Below are 3858 nucleotides of genomic sequence, written 5' to 3' on the forward strand. Positions count from 1 at the left end.
GCAGCCTGGCTTACCGCCTGGATTACGATGGCCGCTCCTGCTGTTACATAACCGATACAGAACACTACTCCTGTGTTGATCCGCATCTGAAAGCCTTTTGTGAAGAGACCGACCTGATGATATATGATAGCAACTACACCGATGAAGAATATCCCCGTTTTCTTGGCTATGGCCATTCCACCTGGCAGGAAGGCATCAAACTGGCTCAAGCAGCCGGGGCCAAGAAACTGGTGCTTTTCCACCATGATAAAGCTCGCAGTGATGAAGAAATGGCTAAAATCGAAAAAGAGGCGCAAAGATGTTTTCCCAACTGTATTGCCGCTCGTGAAGGAATGGTGATTGCTCTTTGAGAAGTTATACCCCCCAGATTCTGGAACAAATTGAGGACATAATAAATATTGGCATTGCTCTATCAGCAGAAAAAGACAAAAACCGTCTTCTGGAGATGATTGTTACCGAAGCCCGGAGGATTACCAACGCTGATGCCGGAACCCTTTATCTCTGTGAAAACAACTGTTTGAGCTTCAAGATTATGCAAAATGAATCCATGAACAGCTTTTTGGGGGGTCGGGGAGAAAAAATTAACATCCCCCCAGTTCCTTTGAAGATGGAAAATGTATCCGCTTATGCCGCCATTAGTCATAAGAGTGTCAATATTCCCAATGTATACCAGGCGGAGGAGTTCGATTTTTCCGGTCCCAAGAAATACGATGGGAATACTGGGTACCGTACTCTTTCCATGCTGGTCATTCCCCTGGAGAATCATGAAGAAGAGGTAATAGGGGTATTGCAGTTGATAAATGCCCGTGATGAAAATGGGAAACTGATTCCTTTCGCTCCCTACTTCGAAAATGTAATTACTTCACTGGCTTCACAGGCGGCTATAGCTATAAGTAATATGCAGCTTGTAGCCGATATAGAAGAGCTGTTCAATTCTTTTGTTCAGGTGATGGCAACCGCGATTGATGCCCGAACTCCTTATAATGCCAACCATACCCGCCGCGTGGCCCTGCTGGCCGGGGAAATGGCCCGGGCCGTCAACCGGCAGAGCCAGGGATACTGGGCCGGAGTATCGTTTAGTAAAGAGCAAATAGCCCAACTGGAAATGGCCGGCTGGTTGCATGATATAGGCAAGATTGCCACCCCCCTGGAGGTAATGAACAAATCAACTCGCATTGAACGCCAGCTGGAGCTGGTTTTGCAGCGCTTTGATTATATCTTATCCAGTAGTGAAGCCGAATACTTGAAAGAAAAGCAAGCTCTTCTATCTATTAATAGCAATGATAGCCGGGAGCAACTGGAGCAATTGGAAATATCCTGGGAGGAAAAGCAGGACTATATAAAGGAAAGCCGCGAATTCATAATCAAGGTCGATCACCCATCCACTTTCGTCAACCTGGAAATAGTAGAGAAGCTAAAGGAAATAGCAGCTCGAAGTTACAGGGATGGTTCGGGAAAGCTGCAGCCCTGGCTCCGGGAGAATGAGCTTAAGTCCCTCTGTGTTTCCAAGGGTACCCTGACTGAGCAGGAGCGAAAAATCATGGAAGAGCATGTGGTGGTAACGGGAAAAATGTTGGAGAAAATACCCTTTACCAAAAAATTGCAGGATGTTCCTTTTTTCGCCTCCATCCATCACGAACACCTTAACGGAAGAGGTTATCCCCAAGGACTCAGCGGGGAGCAAATCCCCCTGGAAGGCCGCATTCTGGCCCTGGTAGATGTATTCGATGCTCTCACTGCCTCCGACCGGCCCTATAAAAATGCCCTGCCCCTGGAGCAAGCATTAAAAATTTTGGGCTTTATGGTGAAGGATGGGGAGCTGGATGGGGATCTGTTGCAACTGCTAGTTGAACAGCGGGTTTGGGAAAATATTTTGGACTAAAGCGGGTGGTGATATGGCTTCTAAGCAGGGGACATATTTTACCTCGTTATGTAACGGAATGATAAAAGTGATAATCATTTTTCCCGCTATTCTTTACCTGGTACATGGCTAAATCCGCTTTGTTGATGAGATTGCGGCTATCATTGGCATCTTTGGGGTATAGGCTGATACCGATACTTGCCGTCAGATATAGTTCCCAGCCCCAGAACATGAAAGGATGAGCAAGAGCCGTTAGTATTTTTTTAGCAATAGTTGCAGCATCTGCTTCGCTTTTTATCTGGGGAAATATTAACAGAAACTCATCTCCACCCAAACGAGCCAGGGTATCACTTTCTCGCAACAATTCCCTCAGCCTATCCGCTACCGCCTGCAACAACAGGTCACCTGCTTCATGTCCATAGCTGTCATTGACCTCCTTAAATCCATCCAAATCAAGAAAGACTACAGCCAGCATCTCTTTATTACGCTGCGCCATGCTGATGGCATTATCCAGGCGGTCATAGAATAAATAGCGATTAGGCAGACCCGTAAGAGCATCATGAAAGGCCTTAAAGCGGTTTATTTTTGCTGCCGCCCGCACTTGTTCGTATTCGCTGTCTATTTCCTTTAACATATGTTTAAGCTGCTTAACCCGGCTATAATGACCGGTCAGGTCGGAAATCTGCAGCAATATATATTTTTCATCATCATAGTCCAGTGGTTCTACCAGCAGATTCTGGCGCACATCCTTTCGTATCTCCCCCACCGGAGCAATAAAGCAGTGGTGCAGAGCACCGGAGAGAAACCGGCTTTGCCGGTGAAAAAGAGCCCCCTGAAAGGCATCGAGGCAAGGCTTACGGGATAAGTCGGGAAAGAGCTTAGGCAGTTTCTGACCAATAGTTTCTTCCTGACTTTTTCCCGTATATTGCTCCAACCAGGCATTCCAAAAAACTATTTTCAGATCTTTATCCAGTATTATTATTCCCTGGTTTACCTTATCCAGAGCCAAATAGGCCAGTTTAAACATCTTGTTCCTCCAGCAGAAAATCTATTTTCTTGAGTAAAGAAGAAACAGAGTTCAGGTTCAAGGCAATCATAATAACACCCTGAACCTCTATTTCAGCCACGGTAAAATTAGTATGCAATATCAGTATATAAACCCCATCTTTGAGAAAAAGCCTTTGATCTGATTCCGTAACATCGATAAGCTCCACTTCCGGTACGGTGAACACCACCCGGGTCTCCAACAAATTGCCGAATTCTCCTATTACTGCATTTAGAATAAGATTACTTATTTCTTTCAGGACATCAAAGTCGGTGTCCAGAAAACGCGGCGGCACTGCATCTCCCTCTTCCAGCAGCAGTTCCTCTCCTATGCAGGCATTAACCAATAGTTTAGCCTTCTGTACTGGAAAAACCAGAAATGCCTTGCCCCTAAAATCCTGCCCGAAACTTAAATAAGAAGATACTATATGCCCCGGTGAGAAAATTTCCGGCAATGGCAGGTTACCCTGTTCCATTTCCGCTTCGGGAATCAACTCCACCCGTGGTACTGATAATAGGATCCTGAGCCCTACCATTTCCGAAAGGAGACTGGCCGCATGTCCCACATAAACATTTACCAATTCAGTAAGGACATCCTTCTGCAGGGGATTAAGCATAAGACCCCTCCTTGAGCAAAGCCAGCAGTTCCCCGGCCTTTTCATTATTCAAGGGCTTGTTGAAAAAAGCTAAAACCCCCATTTCCTCAACTTCCTCCCGGGTGGCCTTCTGTATATCCGCCGAAATTATGATTACTTTAACCTGCGGATTGCTTTCCTTAACCATCTGTAAAAACTCCTGGCCGTTCATTTCCGGCATTAACAAGTCAGTGATTATGAAATCAGGCTTCTCTTGCTCATAGAGGTCATAAGCATCCCGGCCATTATTGGCCGTAATAAGTTCCGCTTCCGGAAGATACTTTATAAAAATCTTTTTCAAAAACCCTTGGAAGAACT

Annotated in this window: 5 protein-coding genes; 2 read left to right on the top strand and 3 right to left on the bottom strand. The window is 45.7% G+C overall.

All coding sequences use genetic code 11. From position 1 onward, the window contains the following. The coding region (locus PHP87_RS11305; RefSeq protein WP_299921430.1) for an MBL fold metallo-hydrolase at positions 1–350 on the top strand (350 nt) is incomplete at its 5' end. After that, entirely contained in the window at positions 347–1882 is a 1536-nt protein-coding gene (locus PHP87_RS11310) for an HD domain-containing phosphohydrolase (protein WP_299921432.1), read from the top strand. The genes PHP87_RS11305 and PHP87_RS11310, both read left to right, overlap by 4 nt. Before the next feature lie 46 nt (positions 1883–1928). Here the strand turns inward: PHP87_RS11310 and PHP87_RS11315 are convergent, their stop codons facing one another. The 3 genes from PHP87_RS11315 to PHP87_RS11325 all read right to left on the bottom strand — a co-directional run. Next, on the bottom strand, positions 1929–2888 hold the full coding sequence (locus PHP87_RS11315; protein WP_299921434.1) for a diguanylate cyclase: 960 nt from the start codon (positions 2886–2888) through the stop codon (positions 1929–1931). Then, a complete protein-coding gene (locus PHP87_RS11320; RefSeq protein ID WP_299921436.1) occupies positions 2881–3522 on the bottom strand; it encodes a chemotaxis protein CheC in 642 nt (213 codons plus the stop codon). Before PHP87_RS11320 ends, PHP87_RS11315 begins: the two co-directional genes overlap by 8 nt. Then, on the bottom strand, positions 3515–3858 hold a 344-nt coding region (locus PHP87_RS11325; protein ID WP_299921438.1), incomplete at its 5' end, for a response regulator. The genes PHP87_RS11325 and PHP87_RS11320, both read right to left, overlap by 8 nt.

The organism is Syntrophomonas sp., assembly GCF_028707975.1.
Lineage (GTDB): Bacteria > Bacillota > Syntrophomonadia > Syntrophomonadales > Syntrophomonadaceae > Syntrophomonas.